General features: G+C 34.9%; 20 protein-coding genes and 1 riboswitch. Of the genes, 13 read left to right on the forward strand and 7 right to left on the reverse strand.

Translation table 11 applies throughout. From position 1 onward, the window contains the following. Positions 1-3 precede the first annotated feature (3 nt). Positions 4-864, forward strand: coding sequence for a GNAT family N-acetyltransferase (locus ACYVEC_RS10255; protein WP_199677574.1), 861 nt, complete (start codon positions 4-6; stop codon positions 862-864). 34 nt (positions 865-898) lie between these two features. On the opposite strand, the gene ACYVEC_RS10260 is transcribed toward ACYVEC_RS10255, so the two are convergent. After that, positions 899-1,459 carry a cysteine hydrolase family protein gene (locus tag ACYVEC_RS10260; RefSeq protein ID WP_063224109.1) on the reverse strand — a complete coding sequence of 187 codons (561 nt, stop codon included), beginning with the start codon at positions 1,457-1,459 and terminating at the stop codon, positions 899-901. Between the two features lie 181 nt (positions 1,460-1,640). Here ACYVEC_RS10260 and ACYVEC_RS10265 point away from each other — a divergent pair, with 181 nt between their 5' ends. Continuing rightward, the gene (locus ACYVEC_RS10265) at positions 1,641-1,901 is read left to right on the forward strand and encodes a DUF6123 family protein (RefSeq protein WP_063224108.1); all 261 of its coding nucleotides are present in this window, start codon (positions 1,641-1,643) and stop codon (positions 1,899-1,901) included. A 2-nt stretch (positions 1,902-1,903) separates the two neighbouring features. On the opposite strand, the gene ACYVEC_RS10270 is transcribed toward ACYVEC_RS10265, so the two are convergent. The 3 genes from ACYVEC_RS10270 to ACYVEC_RS10280 form a co-directional block, all read right to left on the reverse strand. Next, entirely contained in the window at positions 1,904-2,809 is a 906-nt protein-coding gene (locus ACYVEC_RS10270) for a DMT family transporter (protein WP_063224107.1), read from the reverse strand. A 13-nt stretch (positions 2,810-2,822) separates the two neighbouring features. Then, entirely contained in the window at positions 2,823-3,209 is a 387-nt protein-coding gene (locus tag ACYVEC_RS10275) for a reverse transcriptase-like protein (protein WP_000573873.1), read from the reverse strand. Between the two features lie 69 nt (positions 3,210-3,278). Next, positions 3,279-4,151 carry an aldose 1-epimerase family protein gene (locus ACYVEC_RS10280; RefSeq protein ID WP_063224106.1) on the reverse strand — a complete coding sequence of 291 codons (873 nt, stop codon included), beginning with the start codon at positions 4,149-4,151 and terminating at the stop codon, positions 3,279-3,281. Positions 4,152-4,283: 132 nt separating this feature from the next. Further along, positions 4,284-4,328, forward strand: a riboswitch (PreQ1 riboswitch). A gap of 6 nt (positions 4,329-4,334) precedes the next feature. Here ACYVEC_RS10280 and ACYVEC_RS10285 point away from each other — a divergent pair. The 3 genes from ACYVEC_RS10285 to ACYVEC_RS10295 all read left to right on the forward strand — a co-directional run bounded on the left by ACYVEC_RS10285 (position 4,335) and on the right by ACYVEC_RS10295 (position 5,820). Beyond that, on the forward strand, positions 4,335-4,820 hold the full coding sequence (locus ACYVEC_RS10285; protein WP_063224105.1) for a QueT transporter family protein: 486 nt from the start codon (positions 4,335-4,337) through the stop codon (positions 4,818-4,820). 151 nt (positions 4,821-4,971) lie between these two features. Continuing rightward, entirely contained in the window at positions 4,972-5,631 is a 660-nt protein-coding gene (locus tag ACYVEC_RS10290) for a ribonuclease H family protein (RefSeq protein ID WP_060630245.1), read from the forward strand. A gap of 12 nt (positions 5,632-5,643) precedes the next feature. Continuing rightward, complete coding sequence (locus tag ACYVEC_RS10295) at positions 5,644-5,820, forward strand: zinc-finger domain-containing protein (protein ID WP_000358801.1); 177 nt, start codon at positions 5,644-5,646, stop codon at positions 5,818-5,820. A gap of 34 nt (positions 5,821-5,854) precedes the next feature. On the opposite strand, the gene ACYVEC_RS10300 is transcribed toward ACYVEC_RS10295, so the two are convergent. Next, positions 5,855-6,103, reverse strand: a complete 249-nt coding sequence (locus tag ACYVEC_RS10300) for a DUF2564 family protein (RefSeq protein ID WP_000534400.1) — start codon at positions 6,101-6,103, stop codon at positions 5,855-5,857. 119 nt (positions 6,104-6,222) lie between these two features. Further along, complete coding sequence (cspB, locus tag ACYVEC_RS10305; RefSeq protein WP_001161725.1) at positions 6,223-6,420, reverse strand: cold shock-like protein CspB; 198 nt, start codon at positions 6,418-6,420, stop codon at positions 6,223-6,225. A 261-nt stretch (positions 6,421-6,681) separates the two neighbouring features. Here cspB and ACYVEC_RS10310 point away from each other — a divergent pair, with 261 nt between their 5' ends. The 8 genes from ACYVEC_RS10310 (at position 6,682) to ACYVEC_RS10345 (ending at position 13,236) form a co-directional block, all read left to right on the forward strand. Beyond that, on the forward strand, positions 6,682-7,410 hold the full coding sequence (locus tag ACYVEC_RS10310) for a YqcI/YcgG family protein (protein ID WP_063224104.1): 729 nt from the start codon (positions 6,682-6,684) through the stop codon (positions 7,408-7,410). 138 nt (positions 7,411-7,548) lie between these two features. Then, a complete protein-coding gene (locus tag ACYVEC_RS10315) occupies positions 7,549-8,181 on the forward strand; it encodes a LysE family transporter (RefSeq protein ID WP_063224181.1) in 633 nt (210 codons plus the stop codon). A 19-nt stretch (positions 8,182-8,200) separates the two neighbouring features. Continuing rightward, positions 8,201-8,494, forward strand: a complete 294-nt coding sequence (locus ACYVEC_RS10320) for a hypothetical protein (RefSeq protein ID WP_063224103.1) — start codon at positions 8,201-8,203, stop codon at positions 8,492-8,494. An 83-nt stretch (positions 8,495-8,577) separates the two neighbouring features. Continuing rightward, positions 8,578-9,207 carry a sterol desaturase family protein gene (locus tag ACYVEC_RS10325; RefSeq protein WP_063224102.1) on the forward strand — a complete coding sequence of 210 codons (630 nt, stop codon included), beginning with the start codon at positions 8,578-8,580 and terminating at the stop codon, positions 9,205-9,207. Between the two features lie 246 nt (positions 9,208-9,453). Further along, the gene (locus ACYVEC_RS10330; protein WP_275719599.1) at positions 9,454-9,795 is read left to right on the forward strand and encodes a DUF485 domain-containing protein; all 342 of its coding nucleotides are present in this window, start codon (positions 9,454-9,456) and stop codon (positions 9,793-9,795) included. Between the two features lie 2 nt (positions 9,796-9,797). Then, a complete protein-coding gene (locus tag ACYVEC_RS10335) occupies positions 9,798-11,348 on the forward strand; it encodes a solute symporter family protein (protein ID WP_063224100.1) in 1,551 nt (516 codons plus the stop codon). 178 nt (positions 11,349-11,526) lie between these two features. Further along, positions 11,527-12,876 (forward strand): aspartate aminotransferase family protein, encoded by a 1,350-nt coding sequence (locus ACYVEC_RS10340; protein ID WP_142332833.1) that lies wholly within the window; start codon positions 11,527-11,529, stop codon positions 12,874-12,876. An 81-nt stretch (positions 12,877-12,957) separates the two neighbouring features. Further along, entirely contained in the window at positions 12,958-13,236 is a 279-nt protein-coding gene (locus ACYVEC_RS10345) for a DUF3986 family protein (protein ID WP_063224098.1), read from the forward strand. A gap of 62 nt (positions 13,237-13,298) precedes the next feature. Here the strand turns inward: ACYVEC_RS10345 and ACYVEC_RS10350 are convergent, their stop codons facing one another. Next, positions 13,299-14,462 (reverse strand): cation:proton antiporter, encoded by a 1,164-nt coding sequence (locus ACYVEC_RS10350; protein WP_060630255.1) that lies wholly within the window; start codon positions 14,460-14,462, stop codon positions 13,299-13,301. Positions 14,463-14,789: the final 327 nt, after the last annotated feature.

Genomic DNA, 14,789 nt, shown 5'->3' on the forward strand with positions numbered 1-14,789 from the left:
AGAATGATTGGATTGAAAATAAGAGTGGAGCGTCTTAGAAAAGAAGATATAAATGATATTGTTGCGTTATCTTCTTATATTGGTTGGGATTATAACAGAGAAGAAGTTGAAACGATTTTTAACTCAGGTATTGTATATGGCGTATGGAATGAGAGAAAAAAACTTATTGCAAGCGCTGCAATTATATTATACGGAGAGGCGTTAGCGTCAATAGGAATGGTAATTGTACATCCGGATTATAAGGGAAGAGGGATTGGAAAGGCGATAACGAGTTCTTGCATGAATAGCGTATCAGCTCAAACTTCAATTATGCTGATTGCTACAGATGAGGGAAAGCCTTTATATAAAAAATTAGGATTTAGGGTAGTAAGTTATGTTTCTAAATACATATGTAACTCGTACAATACAAATTATAAATGTGCAGAAGATGAAGAATATATGAAGGGTTATAAAGAGGAGGATTTAGAAAGGATAATAAAAATAGATGAAGGCGCATTTGGAATAAGTCGAAACGAGTTTTTAAAACAAAGAATTATGCAAAGTGAACAGTGTGTCGTTGTAAAGGATACAAAAGAAAATGTAGTAGGATACGGTATAAGTATACAAACGCCAGAAAATAAAATAATAGGACCGATCGTTGCTAAAAATGATGCAATGGCAATGAGAATAGTACATGCTTTAGCAAGAGGGCATGATGGGAGATTAAGAATGGATGTACCAAAAGGAAAGGACGACTTTCTGAAAGAGTTAGAGATTGCTGGTTTTCAAAAGGTGAATACACCACCAATAATGATGAAAAATAGCAATCAATTATTAAAAAGGAATAATGAGTTATATAGCATTGCAGCGCAAATTTTTGGATGAAAAAGAATCCTTCTGAACGAAGGATTCTTTTTCGTTAATCACGATACTGATTGTGAGTTGGCTGAAAGAGATCTTCCTCGACATCTCTCACCATAGAAAAATGGTCAACATTATAATGACCGTGTAGAATTTTATTGTGATGACCAATAATTTGCTCTGCAGTCAACACATTAGAATCAGTTGTGGAATGACCGTTTTTAATTAATGTAACGTCAAAGCCTTGTACAGTTGCTGTCCTAACAGCGGTGTCGATGCAATGTTCTGTTTTACATCCACCGATAACGATATGGTTAATTTTTTCTACTTTTAAAGTTTCAAGTAAAGAAGTGCCATAGAATGAATTTGTTGCTGCTTTATTAATAAGGATTGCAGACTGAGGCACTTGAATTTGATTATGTACTTCAAATCCTTCTCCGCTACCAGAAGCAACATCGATATCTCTTACGAAAACAACAAGGGCATTTGCATCTAGTGCTTTCTGTACGGCTGTATTTATTGTAGATAATAGATCTTTTTTACGAAAAACTTCATTTTCTTTTTCATTTCCATCCATTAATTCTTGCTGAGCATCAATGATTAATAGTGCTTGTTTCATCGTGTCTCCCCTTTAATATGAAATAAGTTCCACTGTACATATTCCTCCATATTATAAGGAAATCCTCCATTATTAATGAAGTAAAGACTGATTTACAAAGTTGTCAAATAAATTTCATTCTCATAGCGTGTAAAAACATGTATGATAAGAAGTGGAGAATTTTTGAGTAGGTGGGAATAACATGCAAACAGTAGAAGATTATCTTTCATTCTTACATACGAAAGGATTTAAATTATCAGAGGAAGCACAAGGGTTTATTATGTTCGGACAAGGATATACTGGTGCATCTGATGGAATTGTTAACGCAGCGATAGAAGCGACAATTAAACATCAATTTCAGTTTGATGGCAGTTATTTTGTTGCGTTATTAGAACGATTGAAAGAGGAAGAAATTACAGATAAAAAAAGCGCTAAGGCTTTTATGCGGAAGTTACAAGCGTAACTTCACGCAGCCTGCGCTTCTTTTTTTGTTTTGGAAGGTAATTCAACAAAAACCATGCCTAGGAAAATACATAGGCATCCGATAATAGCAGAAATAGACAGTTGTTCGTTTGCAACGAGAACGCCTGTTAAGGCAGCAAAAACGGGCTCCATTGCGAAAATAATGGCTACTCTCGTTGGAGATGTATGTTTTTGTGCTGATGTTTGGATGAAAAAAGCAATGGATGTCGCGAATAGGGAAGTTAGGAATAGAGCAAATAAAAAGGAAGAATTCGTCCATAGTGCTACTGAAAATAATTTTTCCCAATCTTCAAACAGAAAGGCGCAAATAGAAGAAAACATACCGACAGCTAATACTTGCGACGTACTTAACAATAAAGGTGATATTTTTTTAGAAAAGAAGCCGTTAACAAGAATATGAGCAGCGAAAGCAACTGCACAACCGAGAACGAGTATATCTCCAATATTTAATTGAAAAGAATCACCAGCCGTTAATAAGTATAAACCTGCTGTTGCTACAGCAATGCCCATTACGATAAAAATGGTAGCTTTTTGTTTTAAAAAGATAAAAGACAAAATTGGTACCATAACGATACTAAGCCCTGTTAAGAAACCTGCTTTTGAAGAAGTTGTATAAAGTAAGCCGAATGTTTGTAATACATAGCCAACGCATAAAAAGAATCCAACGATTAATCCCGCGAGACTACTCTGTTTTATATCGTGTTTTGAAGCTTTTTTTGAGAAAATCATTTGAACGAATAATAAAATAATTCCGGCGAATAAAAAGCGAATACCATTAAAAGTAAATGGGCCAACGAAAGACATAGCATTTTGAACGACGACAAATGTAGCTCCCCAAATAAAAGAGACAAATAATAAAGCAAGAGGAGCAATCCAATCTTTTTTCACACTCATACCCCCGTTAATTTTGTAAGATAGCTTTTCTAGCTAATTCATCAGCGACTTTATTTTGACTACTTGGAATCCACTTAATAAAAAAGAGATCGAAACTTTTTATGTACTGCAGTGCTTCCTCTAATAGTGGTGCAAACATTTTATTTTTTGCGTATTCTTTTTCAACAGCTCGCTCGACAAGTTGCGAATCTGTACGAAAAGAGACAATGTTATAATTATGCTCCGTGCAATATTTTAATGCCGCAAGTAAAGCGTGGTATTCTGCTTCATGATTGGACATTGTCCCGAGGGGTAATGATAATTGTACAGCTGGTTGAACTCCTTTAATAAATACTCCTGCACCAGAAGGACCAGGATTTCCTTTTGATGCACCATCAATATATACTTCAATCAAAATGAGAAACCTCCAAATTATAAGATGATCCCCTACTTATATATTTCTTTGAAGTAGGGGATAGAGTAATTAGCCAATTGTAATGCTATAACGACATGTAAATGTTTCATTCGCTTGCAAAGATTGAACTCCTTTTTTTTCCTTGAAATCTTTTGCTGGATTTACTTCATCAGCAATACCGTACCAAGGTTCGATACATAGGAAAGGTGCATTCTCGCCTGGTGTCCATACGCCGACAAATGGGAATCCGTCAAATTCTACTTTTACAAATTTATTATGTTTATGAGAACGAATAGAGATTTCATCCGTATTCATATTTTCAAAAATAAGCGCATCATTTTTAAATAAATCGTATGTAAGTGGTAATTCATTCGTATTTTCAGCGATTAATTGCTTTTTACTTGAAAGGTAAGGTCCTTCTAATACACTTGTTTCTAAGCGTTCAGAACCATTAAATGATAAATGATAATCTGTAAATGATTCGCCCTCTAATAACGGGAAGTTGAAACCAGGATGTGCTCCGATTGAGAAGAACATTTCTTTTGAAGTGGGATTATTCACTTCATATGTTACATGAACGATTTGTCCCTCTAGTTCATAAGACACGAGTAATTCAAATTCGTATGGGTATTTTTTTAATGTTTCTTCATTACTAGTAACGATATAAGTGATTTTCGTTTCACTTTGTTCTTTTACAGAGAATGTAAGATCACGAGCGAAGCCGTGTTGTGTTAAAGAATAAGGTTTACCATCTACGTAGTATGTATTATCTACTAATCGGCCGACAATTGGGAATAAAATTGGTGCACGGCGTCCCCAATAAGTAGAATCACCTTGCCATAAGTATTCTGTATTGTCTGCTTTTAAGCGAACGCTTTGTAATTCTGCACCTTTGTCAGAGATGGTAACGATCACGTTTTCATTTTGAATTGTTGCAGTCATGAAGTAAAACCTCCTAAATCTTTCATATATTTCATTATACGTTGTCTAAAAGAAAAAAGGTAGTTCATGATAGGAATCTATTGACGAAAGGGGGGCTACCGCGTAAAATATAATCTTGTTGCTTAAAAAACGAATAACGTGGTTCGAAACCATCCCACGTAAAAAAACTAAGGAGATTTTGTCATGAATATTAGAACATTAGTCGGTAATGGTATTTTAGCGGCATTATATATTGCTGTTTCTATGCTTATTCAGCCATTTGGCTTTACGAGTGTACAGTTTCGTATTTCAGAGATGTTTAATCATCTCGTTGTATTTAATAAGAAAGCAATTTACGGAATTGTATTAGGTGTATTTTTAACGAATCTCTTTTTCTCACCTATGATCGCTTACGATTTAGTATTTGGAGTAGGGCAATCTATTCTTGCACTAGTTGCAACCATTATTTCTATGCGATTCATTAAAGGTGTTTGGGCTCGTATGATTTTTAATACAGTTATCTTTACAATTACAATGTTTATGATTGCAATTGAACTTCATCTTGCATTTGATTTACCATTTATGTTGACTTGGTTAACATGTGCAGCCGGTGAATTTGTTGTAATGGCCATTGGTATGCCTGTAATGTACTGGATTAATAAGCGAGTACAATTTGAAAGATTTATGTAATAGATGAAAGAGCTATTCCTAAAGGGATAGCTCTTTTTGCATGTGATAATATTGAATATAATTCAGAGACTCTTGATAAAATATAATAAAATAAAGTGAGGCTTTCATTAGCTGGATACATATAAGAAGTCTTACATAAGGGGAATCTAGTATGAAATATAAAATTCATTGGTTGTATAAAACAAAGCGCGGTTTGCAGACGGAATTAACGACAGATTATATGAACATAGAAGATGTACTGCAATTTGCAGAGGATTTCGAGAAAACAGGAAGAGTAAAAGAATTATTATTTTACGATGAAATGGATGCAGAATGGTCATTAAAAGAGATGAAAAAACTGAGTAAGCAAGTGGAGGATGAGCCCCAAGAAATACTCGTTTATTTTGATGGTGGTTATGATGTGCAGACGAAAGAAGCTGGAGTAGGTATATGTGTGTACTATAAAAAAGGAAATAAAAACTACCGAATTCGCCGCAACGCATATATAGAAGGTATATATGATAATAATGAAGCCGAATATGCGTCATTATTATACGGTATGAATATACTCGAGGAATTAGGGATTAAGTATGAAGCAGTTACACTTCGCGGGGATTCTCAAGTGGTATTGCAACAATTGGCTGGAGAATGGCCTTGCTATGATGAGCATTTAAATCATTATTTAGACCAAATTGAACAAAAAGCGAAGCAAATGAAATTAAAACTTGTATGCGAGCCAATATCTAGAAAACAAAATAAAGAAGCACATCAATTAGCAACGCAAGCATTAGAAGGAACAGTCATTGATAGTCATAAAGAAATAACCGAATAGAGAGGTGCAACCGTGGATAAAAAGCAACTCATTACAGAGGTAAATGACTTATTAGAAACGTATTGTGAAGGGTGTTTTTTGCGAGAACATAATCGAAAGACAAATAGTAAATATTATGCTCATTCATTTTGTATTAGGCAATGTACAGTTGGAGAAACATTGAAAAAGTATGGGGAACAGTTGTCATGAAAAAACATCCAGAGAACATTCTCTGGATGTTTTTTTAGTGCTTTGCTTCGTTTAATTGCTGCTCGCATTTGCTTAATTTTTTTTCCTCATTCATTAGAAACGGCTCATCTAAATCTACTGCAACAGATTTCATAATTTCAAGCTGAGAGCGAGCTGCTTCTACAGCAGTTGTGGCATGCTCTAAAGTGTCTGGATCCATTGAAATTGTTGCTGAACCCACCATCTTTTGTGCCGTTTCTACACGGAATTTCACTTCTTCAAAATCATTTACTTCTGATCCCATTTTTACTGCCTCCTTTGTATATTGCGCATTTCACATAGTTTTTGCTCTGTAAAACGGAAATATACAAAGGAATAACAAAGGAGGTTACCAAGTAAGGTAACCTCCTTTCATATGTTGGATTAAAGTTTTACTACGTTAGCAGCTTGAGGTCCACGGTTTCCTTCAGTGATATCGAAAGATACTTCTTGACCTTCTTCTAAAGCTTTGTAGCCGTCTCCTTGAATAGCAGAGAAATGTACGAATACATCGTCAGCGCCTTCAATTTCGATAAATCCAAAACCTTTTTCGTTGTTAAACCATTTTACTTTTCCTTGCATGTTACAATTCCTCCTAAAAACATTTGCTTTTTTCATTTAGTGAAATCCATTTGAAAAGATAAGATAAACTAAAAATGCTATAATCTTGAATATTCTGCTAAATGATTAATTTAAATATACACGAATTGGGAGAATTTAGTCAAGTAAGCGATTTTATTTTTTTGTATTTTTAAATAATTTTCAACCGAATTTTAAATAGGTATAGGACAGGCCGAGTATGTAATAGCCTTAATTGAATGCTATACATAATGAGGTGAAAGAATGAATGAGTCTTATTTATTAGATAATGACGGAATGAGAATGAGAACGGATATACCGAATTGGGTTGCGAAAGAATTTGAAAATTTTTCAAACATCGTATTAGAACCAACTTTTCCATGTTTTTTTGGTTTAACTGCTTTGAAAAAGAATGAACTTCGTTATTCCTTTCTCTCTCATAATGATTGGAGTCATTTGCCGCATACAATGTTATCTTTTTTAGAGTTAATGAAAGAACGCCCAATTGTAAGAAGAGGCTTTTTTCTTTTTGTGGAACCGGAATGTGAGGAACAATCAATCGAATATTATCGTGATTACTTTTGGAAAGTACTACAATATTTACATGAAAACGATAATCAAACATGGCCGAAGCAAATTCCTGAAGACCCAGATCATTACTTATGGGAATTTTCATTTGGCGGGGAACCGATATTCGCATTTGGAAATGCGCCAGCTTATAAACAACGAAAAACTAGGCATTTAGGAAATTCTCTTGTTATTGGGTTTCAGCCACGTACCATTTTTGATGGATTAGAAGGCGACCGTCCTAAAGGAGCATATTCAAGACAAACGGTCCGAGATCGAGTTGAAAAGTGGGATCAGCTGCCGAAACATCCTAACATTAGTCATTATGGTGATCACGAACATCGGGAATGGAAACAATACTTTATAGGAGACGATGTAGAGCCGATAAAAGGAAAATGTCCTTTTCTTCATAAGATAGAAAAGTAAGAGCCATCATCTGAATGGCTCTTTTGCATATTTTGGATAAAAAAGGGTATTTTAGTAGTGAATATTTTGATGAAAGCTAGTCTATTTTTAATCATTACATCATTACTTAATAGTAAAGGAAGTAGAAAGGATAGAACGATGTTTGGAGCGATTATACAACAAATTGTATTAGGTATTTCATTAGCGGCGCCAGTCGGTCCGATTAATATTGAAATGTTAAAACGAGGAATTGAACGAGGTTTTTGGCATGCCTGGATTGTTGGAATTGGTGGCATGACTGCAGACATTTTGTTTATGCTTCTCATCTACTTCGGTTTATCTTCTGTGTTTATGTATACATATGTACAAGCTTTTATGTATTGCATAGGGTTTTTCTTATTATTTTATTTAGGATTTCAAAGTGTAAAACAAGGAATTTCTCACTCGAATATGGAATATAAAAAGGAAGAGGTAGGTGGCCTTAAACAATCGTTTATGGCAGGTTTTTTAATTGCGATATCCAATCCATTAAATCTTGTTTTTTGGTTTGGTATATACGGAAGTACACTTAGCTCATTGCTTACGAAGGTAACGAAACAAGAAGCCTTTTTGTACAGTCTTTGTATTATCGTTGGTATTATTTTGTGGAATTTAAATATTGCTTTTTCTGTCCATTTTGGCAGAACTTTATTAAAGCAAAAAGCACTCGGCTATATAACAGCCGGAGCAGGTATTATTTTAGTAGGATATTCTATCCATTTTGCATACAAAGCTTTACAGTTGTTCACATAAGATTGAAGGGGAGATTTTTATGTATCGAACCACTATTAACGGAAAAGAAATTATTATTACGTTAGCACCAAAAATTCGAAAAGAAATTACTAATAGGAATCCACTATATGAAGCGGTATTTTATAATGCAGCAAGATTACTACAAACAAAGCAACCAACGTTTGCGGTAAATCATGAAGTATTTGGGCTCATTATTGGAGAGGTACAAAGAGGAGAAGTAACAGTGTTTGCGGTGGAACATATTATTCCAAAGCAAAATATATTTGGATCGAATAATTTTTTCTCGACAATAGAGCAACAGGCAAATTTGTAAAGTGAATAGAATAAGAATAGAAAATAAAAGAAATAGTCGTAACGATATGTTGCGGCTGTTTTTTTGAAAAAGGGGGAAGGAAGATGAAGAGAGTGGGGAAAGAGTTCTTTTTACAACATGATATCTTTATTATGTATAGTATCCTATTTGTTTTTATCATTATTTTAAAAATGCAATTTTTCACATGGGTCGGTATGTTAGCGTGTTTGTTTGGGATTGTTTTTTATACGCTTAACGAATATATGACACATCGGTTTTTATTTCACTTAAAGCCACCTAAAAACGTATTTTTATTAAAAATGTTAAGAAGATTACATTATGATCATCACGTGTATCCAGATGATTTAAAACTTTTATTTTTGCCTGTATGGTTTAGTATACCTAGCTTTACTGTATATTTACTTATATCATACGCTATAACAAAAAGTGTTACTGTTACACTTTCATTCGGAATCGGAATGATTATCATGCTTCTTGTTTATGAATGGAAACATTATATTGCACATAAGCCGATTCGTCCCGTTACTAAGTTTGGAAGATGGCTCAAAAAACAGCACATATTACACCATTATAAAAATGAAAAGTTTTGGTTCGGTGTCTCGAATCCAGTATTCGATTTCATATTTGGAACGCTTAAAGATGGGAAAGACGTTGAATTAAGCGAAACAGCTCGTAATTTAGAAAAAGAGAAAAAAACAGAAGTGGTGCAATAAGCTCTACTTCTGTTTTTGTTTTAACCAGAATAAAAGCTTGATTAGTGTGGATTGAAAAGTCAAAAAGTTTATGTTGAGATAGTATATTAAAAACTTAGGGGAATTTGCCGAAAAATGTCTATCGAAAAATCTTTGCAGGAATGTATGGATTGTCTAAAATGAAAATAAGTTTCTGAATATTTATAAAATTTAGTCTTTAGGTATACAAGAGGGAAATGTATTTCTAGTAAGAGAGGGGATCGGAGAATGAAACGAGATGATACTTCAGCACGTAAGTTACAAAATGAGGTGAATTATACCGAAGTTGTTCAGTCAGAAGAATTTCAATTGCTATTAAATACGAAAAAGAAGTTTATCATTCCGATGAGTATTTTCTTCTTAAGTTTTTTTATTGCGTTACCTATTTTAACATCGTATTCAAAGGTGCTCAATACACCGGCATTTGGTGATGTTACGTGGGCGTGGGTATTTGCGTTTGCGCAATTTATTATGACGTGGGCTTTATGTATGATTTATAGCAAAAAGGCGGAATCCTTTGATGAAATCTCGCAAAAAATTCTACAAGATATACAAAAAGGGAGGGGCTGAACTTGAATACGACTGCGTTTGCACTATTTTTAATTATTGTTCTTGGTACACTCGTCATAACTTATTTTGCATCGAAAAAAACGAAAAATGCGAGTGAGTTTTATACGGCTGGAGGGGGATTAACTGGTTGGCAAAATGGTCTGGCCATTGCGGGAGATTATATGTCTGCTGCATCATTTCTTGGTATAGCTGGAGCGATAGCGTTAACTGGGTTTGATGGATTCTTTTATAGTATCGGCTTTTTAGTTGCTTATTTAGTTGTTCTATACCTTGTCGCAGAACCGCTTAGAAATTTAGGAAAGTACACGTTAGCGGATATGATTGCGGCACGTTTTGATGCGAAAAAAGTTCGTGGAGTTGCAGCGCTTAATACGATGACGATTTCAATTTTTTATATGATTGCACAATTAGTTGGTGCGGGTGCACTTATTAAACTATTATTAGGTATTGAATATACAACATCTGTATTAATCGTCGGCACACTTATGACTGTGTATGTTATTTTTGGAGGAATGACAGCTACGAGCTGGGTTCAAATTGTAAAGGCTGTACTACTTATGGCTGGTACATTTATTATTTCTGTTATTGTTTTTTCAAAATTTAATTTCAGTGTGACTGAAATGTTCGCTCAAATGAAAACAGCTACGCCGTTAAAAGATTCGTTTTTAAATCCAGGAGTAAAGTATAAAGATGGTCTTGATACGCTTTCTTTAAATTTAGGACTAGTCCTTGGTACTGCAGGATTACCACATATTCTTGTTCGCTTTTTTACAGTACGTGATGCAAAAACAGCACGTCAATCTGTTGTATACGCTACGTGGTTAATTGGTGCATTTTATATTATGACAATTTTCTTAGGGTTTGGAGCAGCGGCGTTTGTAGGAAATGAGGCGATTATTAAAGCAAACCCTGCTGGTAATATGGCAGCACCTTTATTAGCTAAAGCGTTAGGTGGAGATTTCTTATTTGCTTTCGTATCAGCCATTGCCTTTGCAACAATTTTAGCTGTAGTGGCAGGACTTGTATTAACAGCAGCATCAGCATTCGCACATGATTTTTATAATGAGATTCTTCGTAAAGGAAAATCAACGGAAAAAGAGCAAGTATCCATGGCTCGTTATGCGTCTATTGGAGTAGCGGTATTGTCTATTATACTAGCGTTATTTGCCCAAACATTAAATGTAGCATTTTTAGTTTCGTTAGCATTTGCAGTTGCAGCGAGTGCAAATCTACCAGTTATATTATTCACAATATATTGGAAACGCTTCAATACAACAGGTGCCATCTCTGGTATGATTGTTGGTCTTGTATCAGCTATTGTTCTTGTAGCGTTAAGTCCAAATGTTTGGAACCCTGTAGCTGGAAAAGCTATATTTGTTGGGGAAGCGATATTCCCATATACGACACCTGGAATTATTTCGATCCCGCTCGGATTCCTGGCAGCATATTTAGGAACCGTTTTATCTAGTAAGAAAGAAGATGTAGCGAAATTTGATGAAATTCTTGTGAAATCTAATACTGGTCATGGTATTAGCGATGCATCCTCGCATTAAAAAAGAGGAGCTTTTCGATAGATAAGAAAAGCTCCTTTTTCATGTAAATATTACTGTATTGTTAGTAGGATTTTGTCTTAATTTTGTGGAATGAAAATAAGCAGGGAGAAATTTAAATCATCATGGCACCAGTGCAGCTTTTGTGAAAAATAAGTTGTTATGGAAGGTGGAAGAAATGATGAAAACGAAACAGACTGATGAGTTATTAGCAAAAGACGAGCAATATGTTTGGCACGGAATGCGTCCCTTTAGTCCAAATAGTACAATGGTAGGGGCAAAAGCAGAAGGGTGCTGGGTTGAAGATATACAGGGGAAAAGATATTTAGATGGAATGAGTGGTCTTTGGTGTGTGAATAGTGGATATGGAAGAAAAGAACTCGCAGAGGCGGCATATAAGCAATTACAAACATTATCATACTTTCCGATGTCACAATCGCATGAACCGGCTATAAAGCTTGCAGAAAAATTAAATGAGTGGCTTGGAGGAGAGTATGTTATTTTCTTCTCTAATAGTGGTTCGGAAGCGAACGAAACAGCTTTTAAAATAGCAAGGCAATACTATGCGCAAAAAGGTGAACCACATCGTTATAAATTTATGTCACGTTACCGCGGGTATCATGGAAATACAATGGCAACGATGGCAGCGACGGGACAAGCACAGCGTAGATATCAATATGAGCCATTTGCTTCAGGATTTTTACATGTAACGCCGCCAGATTGTTATCGTATGCCTGGAATAGAAAGAGAGAACATTTATGATGTGGAATGTGTAAAAGAAGTAGACCGTGTCATGACATGGGAATTAAGTGAAACGATTGCAGCTTTTATTATGGAACCAATTATTACGGGCGGGGGCATTTTAATGCCGCCACAAGACTATATGAAAGCTGTTCATGAAACGTGTCAAAAACACGGTGCACTACTTATTAGTGATGAAGTGATTTGCGGTTTCGGACGTACAGGAAAAGCATTTGGATTTATGAATTATGATGTGAAGCCAGATATTATTACAATGGCAAAAGGGATTACAAGCGCATATTTACCGTTATCAGCGACAGCTGTGAAAAAAGAAATATATGAAGCATTTAAAGGCAAGGGAGAATATGAATTCTTCCGTCATATTAATACTTTTGGTGGGAACCCAGCAGCTTGTGCATTAGCACTTAAAAACTTAGAGATTATGGAAAATGAAAATTTAATTGAGCGATCTGCACAAATGGGCTCGCTTTTATTAGAGCAATTAAAAGAAGAAATTGGAGAGCATCGACTTGTTGGGGATATTAGAGGAAAAGGTCTACTAGTTGGAATTGAACTAGTAAACGATAAAGAGACGAAAGAGCCAATTGATAATGATAAAATCGCAAGTGTTGTAAATGCTTGTAAAGAAAAAGGGTTAATTATAGGACGAAACGGTATGACAACAGCAGGATATAATAACGTCTTAACATTAGCGCCGCCTCTTGTTATTTCAAGTGTAGAGATTGCTTTCGTTGTTGGAACGTTGAAGACAGCGATGGAGCGCATTTAATGAATCGAGCGAGCTGTAATATACAGCTCGCTTTTATTTATTATGTGAAATCTGATAATTTTTTTTAGGGAGGGGAATTTTATGACAAAATATGATCCTAGTCAACATTATCAAATCGGATATTATGAAGATGGATATGATTTGGAACTGACAGCGTACAAAAGAATACATGAACTAATTTGGGATGCTTATATTCCTCGCTATGAGGTAGACGATTTTTATAAGAAAGTGGAGGAAATGAAGTTAGGTGAATATATAGATGATTATGGCATTATGGTGTATTCATTTCGTAATGATATTGATGATGAAGAAGCACGAATTATTTTTGAAAAATGGTTAAAAAAGAACGGGATTGTTTAAAGATATAATAAAAAGGAGATTGCTATCTTATAAGATAGCAATCTCCTTTTATTATATGAAACTTATTTACTTGCTTTCATTGCTTTATCTTTTGCACCAAAAGTGTATTTTAACATTGGTGGTGTAATCATTGTAGTTAAAATAACGACAATAACGATAGCTGTAAAGTAATCTTGTGCTAGTAGACCTGAAGAAAGTCCTGTTCCTGCGATGATAAGTGCAACTTCACCACGAGAAACCATTCCAGCACCGATAATTGCAGAAGACTTAGCGTCAAATCCAGTCATTCGTGCACCAAATCCACAACCAATTAGTTTCGTTAATACAGCGATTATTGTTAATGCTAAGATGAACCAAATTTGATTGCCAATACCGTCAAATGTAATATTCATACCGATACTTACGAAGAACACGGGAACGAACATAGCGTAAGCAATTGGTTCTACTTTCTTTTCTACTTCATGTTTGTAGTTCGTTTGAGAAATAGCGATACCAGCTGCGAAAGCACCAATAATACCAGCAATTCCTAATAGTTCGCCGAAATATGCGAATGAGAAACAGATGATAAGAGCCGCACTCACGATAGACTCAGATACGCGTAGTGGTGATAACCAGCGCATGATCGCAGGAACACCTTTCCATCCGATTAAAATAATAGAAGCGAAGAATACAACTTTCTTCAAGATAACCATTGTTAAGTTAACATCGTCTGTACCTAAGAAGCTCATTGCAAATGCTAATAAAATAACAACAAGAATGTCATCAAATACAGCAGCACCAAGCATCGTTGTACTTTCACGTGTTTTCATCTTTCCTAAATCGCGAAGTGTTTGTACGGAAATACTAACACTTGTCGCACATAGAAGTAATCCTAAAAATACAGCATTTCCTTGTTCCATTCCCATAACAAGACCAGAAACATAACCACCTACGAATGGAAGAATAATACCTCCAAGTGCAACAGCTAAAGAAGAATTACGATTTGCGTTTAATTCTTCTAAGTCTGTTTCAAGTCCTGCCATAAACATTAAAAGAATAACACCGACATTACTTAATTGTGTTAAAAGCTCTGAATTTTCAATCCAACCTAATACAGCTGGACCGATAACGATACCGACAATTAATTTACCTAGTACAGAAGGTTGACCTAATCTAACACTAAGATCACCAGCAAGCTTTGTACTTAATAAAATAAGTGCAATTTGAAAGAAAAATTCGAATTCCATCGGATCCTCTCCTCATCATTTTTATTTTTATCATACGATTTCTCGGAATTTGCCTAATGAAAATATGTAAAACCCATTAAACAAAGGGTCTAATTACAAGTTCTTTTGAACTCGTAATTTGAACCTGTAATTAATATATAATAGATTTTACAAAAAATCAATGAAAAAATGGGAGCTTTTTGAGGAAGAAGCTGTGCTATTGGGGATATAGGTATAAGAGTAGCGTGTGAATTTTATATTTATGAAATAGTATGAAGTTCTTTTCCATTACAAATAATAAAGCCTAAATACGATTTCACGAATTATAACTGTGAAAGGGAGGACTTA

Source organism: Bacillus sp. MN7755 (assembly GCF_054771475.1).

Coding starts and splice junctions, on each gene's coding strand:
- ACYVEC_RS10255 (WP_199677574.1), top strand. CDS start 4: ATGATTGGATTGAAAATAAGAGTGGAGCGTCTTAGAAAAGAAGATATA.
- ACYVEC_RS10260 (WP_063224109.1), bottom strand. CDS start 1,459: ATGAAACAAGCACTATTAATCATTGATGCTCAGCAAGAATTAATGGAT.
- ACYVEC_RS10265 (WP_063224108.1), top strand. CDS start 1,641: ATGCAAACAGTAGAAGATTATCTTTCATTCTTACATACGAAAGGATTT.
- ACYVEC_RS10280 (WP_063224106.1), bottom strand. CDS start 4,151: ATGACTGCAACAATTCAAAATGAAAACGTGATCGTTACCATCTCTGAC.
- ACYVEC_RS10285 (WP_063224105.1), top strand. CDS start 4,335: ATGAATATTAGAACATTAGTCGGTAATGGTATTTTAGCGGCATTATAT.
- ACYVEC_RS10290 (WP_060630245.1), top strand. CDS start 4,972: ATGAAATATAAAATTCATTGGTTGTATAAAACAAAGCGCGGTTTGCAG.
- ACYVEC_RS10300 (WP_000534400.1), bottom strand. CDS start 6,103: ATGGGATCAGAAGTAAATGATTTTGAAGAAGTGAAATTCCGTGTAGAA.
- cspB (WP_001161725.1), bottom strand. CDS start 6,420: ATGCAAGGAAAAGTAAAATGGTTTAACAACGAAAAAGGTTTTGGATTT.
- ACYVEC_RS10310 (WP_063224104.1), top strand. CDS start 6,682: ATGAATGAGTCTTATTTATTAGATAATGACGGAATGAGAATGAGAACG.
- ACYVEC_RS10315 (WP_063224181.1), top strand. CDS start 7,549: ATGTTTGGAGCGATTATACAACAAATTGTATTAGGTATTTCATTAGCG.
- ACYVEC_RS10320 (WP_063224103.1), top strand. CDS start 8,201: ATGTATCGAACCACTATTAACGGAAAAGAAATTATTATTACGTTAGCA.
- ACYVEC_RS10325 (WP_063224102.1), top strand. CDS start 8,578: ATGAAGAGAGTGGGGAAAGAGTTCTTTTTACAACATGATATCTTTATT.
- ACYVEC_RS10330 (WP_275719599.1), top strand. CDS start 9,454: ATGAAACGAGATGATACTTCAGCACGTAAGTTACAAAATGAGGTGAAT.
- ACYVEC_RS10340 (WP_142332833.1), top strand. CDS start 11,527: ATGAAAACGAAACAGACTGATGAGTTATTAGCAAAAGACGAGCAATAT.
- ACYVEC_RS10345 (WP_063224098.1), top strand. CDS start 12,958: ATGACAAAATATGATCCTAGTCAACATTATCAAATCGGATATTATGAA.
- ACYVEC_RS10350 (WP_060630255.1), bottom strand. CDS start 14,462: ATGGAATTCGAATTTTTCTTTCAAATTGCACTTATTTTATTAAGTACA.